The organism is Pseudoselenomonas ruminantium (assembly GCF_900142515.1).
GTDB classification, from domain to species: domain Bacteria; phylum Bacillota; class Negativicutes; order Selenomonadales; family Selenomonadaceae; genus Selenomonas_A; species Selenomonas_A ruminantium_D.
Map to the genome: position 1 here is coordinate 1 of NZ_FRBC01000050.1, position 4,899 is coordinate 4,899.

At 45.4% G+C, this 4,899-nt stretch carries 6 protein-coding genes; 5 read left to right on the forward strand and 1 reads right to left on the reverse strand.

Translation table 11 applies throughout. The features are described 5' to 3' along the window. From BUB68_RS14685 to BUB68_RS14695, 3 genes are all read left to right on the forward strand, one after another. A partial coding sequence (locus BUB68_RS14685) for a relaxase/mobilization nuclease domain-containing protein (RefSeq protein ID WP_073093001.1) occupies positions 1 to 743 on the forward strand: 743 nt, incomplete at its 5' end. 36 nt (positions 744 to 779) lie between these two features. Continuing rightward, positions 780 to 1,385: a hypothetical protein gene (locus BUB68_RS14690; RefSeq protein ID WP_073093004.1), complete on the forward strand. Its 606-nt coding sequence runs from the start codon at positions 780 to 782 to the stop codon at positions 1,383 to 1,385. A 75-nt stretch (positions 1,386 to 1,460) separates the two neighbouring features. Next, positions 1,461 to 2,225: a hypothetical protein gene (locus tag BUB68_RS14695; RefSeq protein WP_073093007.1), complete on the forward strand. Its 765-nt coding sequence runs from the start codon at positions 1,461 to 1,463 to the stop codon at positions 2,223 to 2,225. Between the two features lie 38 nt (positions 2,226 to 2,263). Here BUB68_RS14695 and BUB68_RS14700 read toward each other — a convergent pair whose 3' ends face one another. Further along, positions 2,264 to 2,830, reverse strand: a complete 567-nt coding sequence (locus BUB68_RS14700) for a replication/maintenance protein RepL (RefSeq protein ID WP_073093010.1) — start codon at positions 2,828 to 2,830, stop codon at positions 2,264 to 2,266. A 1,196-nt stretch (positions 2,831 to 4,026) separates the two neighbouring features. Between BUB68_RS14700 and BUB68_RS14705 the strand changes: the two genes are divergently transcribed. Both BUB68_RS14705 and BUB68_RS14710 read left to right on the forward strand, forming a co-directional pair. Then, on the forward strand, positions 4,027 to 4,563 hold the full coding sequence (locus tag BUB68_RS14705; protein ID WP_073093013.1) for a MobC family plasmid mobilization relaxosome protein: 537 nt from the start codon (positions 4,027 to 4,029) through the stop codon (positions 4,561 to 4,563). Continuing rightward, positions 4,564 to 4,899, forward strand: a 336-nt coding sequence (locus BUB68_RS14710) for a relaxase/mobilization nuclease domain-containing protein (RefSeq protein WP_178139555.1), incomplete at its 3' end; no start/stop codon positions are given.

Sequence of the window (4,899 nt, forward strand, 5' to 3'; positions counted from 1 at the left end):
AATTGGCCAGGGCGGTAGCTCCTGGCCATCGTGCTATGGTCTATACTCATCAGGAGAGCCAAGGGGGCAACACCCACAACCATATTGTTATCTGTGCCGTGAACCAAGAGAACGGCAAGAAACTTGATGACCACGGCTTTCTGTGGCGGGCTAGGCAGCAGTCAAACGAACTCACGAAAGAACGTGGCCTGTCCGTGATCCACGAGCGGACGGCTGCCCTTCGCTACACACAAGCAGAGCGGGGATTGATAGATAAAGGCGTTCAACCGTGGAAAGACGAAATCCGGGAAGTCATAGACCACGCCAAACAGGAGTGCCGGAACGTGGAGGACTTCAAGGCATATCTGCAACGACATGGCATAGAAATCAACGAACGGGGCAGCAGGACGGAAAAGGGCGGTAAATCATGGACTTATAAGCACCCGGACGGCGGGAAGGTTCGGGGGGCGAAACTGGGGGAAGAATACACCCGGTCAGCCGTTACAGAGTCGCTTTCCATGGAAAAGAGCCACGAAACGGCTTTGGAGCAGGTGGAGCAACTACAAGCGGGCAGCTCATCAGCCCTTGAGAAAGCCCTTCAGATGGCCGATGATGCAGGGAAGAAGGAGCAGGAGAAGTTTGCAGCCCTTGAGCTTGAGGAAAAGACACAGGAGCCTGACGAGTGGCGGCACCTTAGCGAAATGGAGAAGGACGATATTAAATATGACCTCTCAACCATTGATGATTATGGGCTTGGAAGATGATTCAAAATTAAATATAGACCATAAAGGAGTTACCAAATGAGTTTAATGAGTAAGTCGGATGCCTTGAAAGCCAAGGCACAACAGGAAGGAGCTAATGAGCTGGACTTGATGAGGGCTGCTCTGGTGGAGAGCCAAGAGCGGTATAACAAACAGGCTGCCGAAATAGCCCTCATGCTTCAAAAGTATGATAAGCGTATAGAAGCTTTAGAAAAGGCTGTGAGGGATTCAAATGAGCAAAGGAGTATAAATATACTATCAGCCCTAGAAAGGGCCACCACAACGATTATGGGGCCTGTAGAAGGCAAAATGTCCGGACTTATGAACACAATAGAAGAAGCAAGTAAAAGAGCGGATAAAATAGGCCATCGCGCCATAGATTGGCGTAATCGCGCAGCTTATGGCTTAATGACGGCATTCTTTTTCTTGCTGGGGGTGTTTTTGATACAATGGCACTTCACCCCTGATGTTGATTATGCGAAGCGTATCATGTGGAATATCGAATACCCCGGCGAGGAAGGTCAAAATAGGGTAAACTTCTTTGATACAGAAGATGCAGCAAATCGAAAATATAAAAATCAGCAAGACTATGAGGCTACACAAGCCCTGAAGGCTGCCAACGAAAAGGCTGGTCGTGGAAAATAATACAGGAAATACAGGATTAGTGTAGAATAGTTATTATGGCCTAGGGAGTCTTAGAGAATATAGGGAGATGAAATTATGTCAAGTTTCTTTGGAGCATTAACAACGTTGTGCCTTATTGCCTTTGTTGTAGGCATGGTTAAGCCTAAATTTATTATGCGATGGGCACCAGAAGCAAAACAAAACAGAAAATGGGTTGCCATTATCACTATTGTGGGTATGGTTGTATTTAGTGGATTGGCTGCCAACACTATGACACCTGAAGAAAAAGCTGCACAACAGGCAAGACAAGAGCAGCAAAAGAAAGACCTAGAAGCCAAAAAACAGGCTGAAGCCGACAAGAAAGCTGCTGAAGAACAGGCTGCTGCTGAAAAGAAAGCTGCCGAAGAAAAAGCCGCTGCCGAGAAAGCGGCCGCTGAAACTAAACAAAAAGCTGCTGATTATAACACCCTGTATAATCAAGTAATGGCTGCCTTGCAGCCCGCTGATGATGCTATGCAGGCTAGAAAAGATGTTGCTGCAGCCGGGGATTTTGTAGGTATGATTAACAAAATGGCTGCGGAAAAAGAAGCTATTGCTACGGCAAAAGCAAATCTGAATAATTTATCCGCTCCAAGCTCCTTTGATAGTGAGGATAAGGAGAATTTGCAAAAAGGCAAGGAGAGCCTAAACCAAGCAATGGATCAGCGCGACGCCTTTATAGTTTATATGGCTCGTTATATTCAAAATCAAAGTAAAACTGATTTTGAAATGGCTCAACAGTCAATTCAGAAGTCAGACGCTTCTATGATGGCGGGTTTAGCATATATCGTTACTATCGGACAAAAATATAACGCCAATTAAAAAAAAGCCCTGCTTGTAAGTTCAAGCAGGGCTTTTTTTTATGCAGTTGCCTTATTATCCCCATTGTTTTCTTCTTCAGGTTCAGTAGGTTTTTCCTCAATTTCCCTAATCCATTTACCATTAACAAAATTAAATTTACATTGCAGGTTTTGTATGCTTTCCCATTTACCCTTGGCAATCATAAAGGGATTGACCTCATAAACACCCCTATATTCGGTACGGAACAGCAGGCCACTCTCCACACTGGCTCTAACATACCGTTCTACTTGAGCAATTTTAACACCGCAATCTTCTTGTAAAATCTGCTTTATGCGCTTATTTATCGTGATAAACATAGGTTTACCTTCATTAGTCCATTCGATAAATTTTGATAATGACAACACAAAAGCTATGGGGATTCCATGGATTTGGTTGAAAGCAAGCATTGTTTCGTAATAAATCTTAATAAAGTCAGGCTCCTTACTGGTCTTATTAACTACTTCCTTGGTTTCAGAAATTATTTCCCCGGTTGTTGTATCAACCTCGGTCTTTACTTTCTCAAAGACAGTAACCTTTTTTGCACTCTTGTTTTTGATATTCAAAAACTCATCTCTGCTCATAACCATATATTGAACCCTCCTTTATTTACTACCAATACTATCATTTAATGATGGTATTGTCAACGCACAATATTTACAATAATATCATTTTTTGATAGTGTGCGCCATCAAATATGATGGAAACGCCATCAAATATGATGGTAACGCCATCAAATATGATGGTAAAAATAGCCGTCAGCCCTTATAAATACAGGGGGTACTATTCTTTTCTTTTCTATATGGAGGGTGAATGCCGTTAGGCAGAGGTGGCGAAGCCCCTCAAATTACCTCGGAGTGTCGGGGGGCTTTGCCCCCCTCGCCCCCAGCAGGGAGCAAGCCCCCTGCACCTCCATCAGGAGGGGCAGGCCCCTCTGCCTAACGGCATTCACCCCAACGCTCGCCGCTAGGCAGGAGGAAAGGGCTTCCCCCTTTCCTCTGTGGCAATAGCTTTGGGGGCTGGTCACGCTACAAGGGGCAAGGGCTTCGCCTGGGCAGAAAAATTTTTGCTTAACGCCGCAAGCGGCTACAAAATTTTTTCTGCCCACCCCTTTCCGCTTCAATGTGATTCTAATTTAATTTTGAATCATGTAGTACACTAATCAAAGAGTCGCGTTGTTAGTGTCAAGGATTGCCGATAGGCAACCGCCGAAAGGCGGCTTGTCCTTGACACGTTACGCACCCAATAAGCTAACGCCCCAGAGGGAAAAGACAAAGGCTTTTCCCTCCTGCCTAGCGGTGAGCGTTAATAGGGTTTCCAAAGGGCAGTGCCCTTTGGTGGGGTGCAGGGGCGAAGCCCTTGCAGGGGTTGAGGGGGAACCCCTCACAAGGCGGGATTGTCTAGCAATCCCAATACTTGCCTTTTCGATTTCGACATGATACAATTATGGCGGAACCGAAAAGTTCTTCGTTGCCTGTGTCTAGCAAATAAATATCATGATTTTAGGTTGATATGATATTATATTGCTAGACATTTTGTGTAGTAATCTGCTAGACAACAAAATTTTGATATTTTGATATAAATGTCTAGTAGATTGATAGACAAAGTATATAGTATTTTGCTAGACATTTTTTATAGCAATATGATAGACCGATTATCTAGCGCAATACTAGACAAAATATATAGTTAATTGCTAGACAGTAATATTTGACTATTGTCTAGCAAAGTGATAGAATATTTATAAAAGTAGTGTCTATTTATTAGCTAGACTATGGAGGTTATGGCCATGAGCGAAAAAAGACGGCAGGTAAATTTTCGGCTGAGTGATGAAGAAGAAGCCCGGGTGCTGAAGATGGCAGAGCGGGCGGGGCTTTCCTTTTCCTCGTACTGCAAGAAAATGGCGGTCGAAGGGAAGGTTAAGCCCCAAGTCATAGACAAGGAGATGGGCAAGGCCATGCTGCCCCATATCTCCCACATGGGTAGTAATATCAACCAGTTAGCCCGGAAAGCTAATGAGGGCGGGAATGTATCGGCTGCAGAACTCATGGCGGTGCAGAAGGAGTTTGAAGCCCTTTGGGATTTGGTGCTTTATGGGAAGAAGCCCAAGCAGGCCAAGGAAAAGCAGCTGGAAGCAGCAGGGCAGGAAACCCTTGAATTTCCCTCAACTATGACCGGAAAGGAAGAACACTGCGAAAAATGCGGGTCTGTGCTGAATATCAAGCAGTCTACCAAGCCCGGAGAGCATAAGGGGCAATGGTTCAAGATATGCCCCAAGTATTCCAAGGACGATAAAGGCCACACTTTCAAGTGGGTGGAGGATTAAATGGCTTATGTGAAGGTTTCCCGCTCCAGCAACGCAACGGCTGCCCTTCGGTATGGAGAGCATGAGAAGGGAGTTATTCGGGGCGGGGTAGACTGTCCAGAGGATACGGAAACTGCCCGCCGGCTCTTTACTGCTGACCGTATCATGTGGAATAAGGATAGCGGGGTTCAAGCCCATGTAATTATTCAGTCCTTCGATGGGCGGGAGTGTTCCCCGAAAGAAGCCAACAAAATAGGGCAGGAATTGGCCAGGGCGGTAGCTCCTGGCCATCGTGCTATGGTCTATACTCATCAGGAGAGCCAAGGGGGCAACACCCACAACCATATTGTTATCTGT

Coding starts and splice junctions, on each gene's coding strand:
- BUB68_RS14695 (WP_073093007.1), top strand. CDS start 1,461: ATGTCAAGTTTCTTTGGAGCATTAACAACGTTGTGCCTTATTGCCTTT.
- BUB68_RS14690 (WP_073093004.1), top strand. CDS start 780: ATGAGTTTAATGAGTAAGTCGGATGCCTTGAAAGCCAAGGCACAACAG.
- BUB68_RS14700 (WP_073093010.1), bottom strand. CDS start 2,830: ATGGTTATGAGCAGAGATGAGTTTTTGAATATCAAAAACAAGAGTGCA.
- BUB68_RS14705 (WP_073093013.1), top strand. CDS start 4,027: ATGAGCGAAAAAAGACGGCAGGTAAATTTTCGGCTGAGTGATGAAGAA.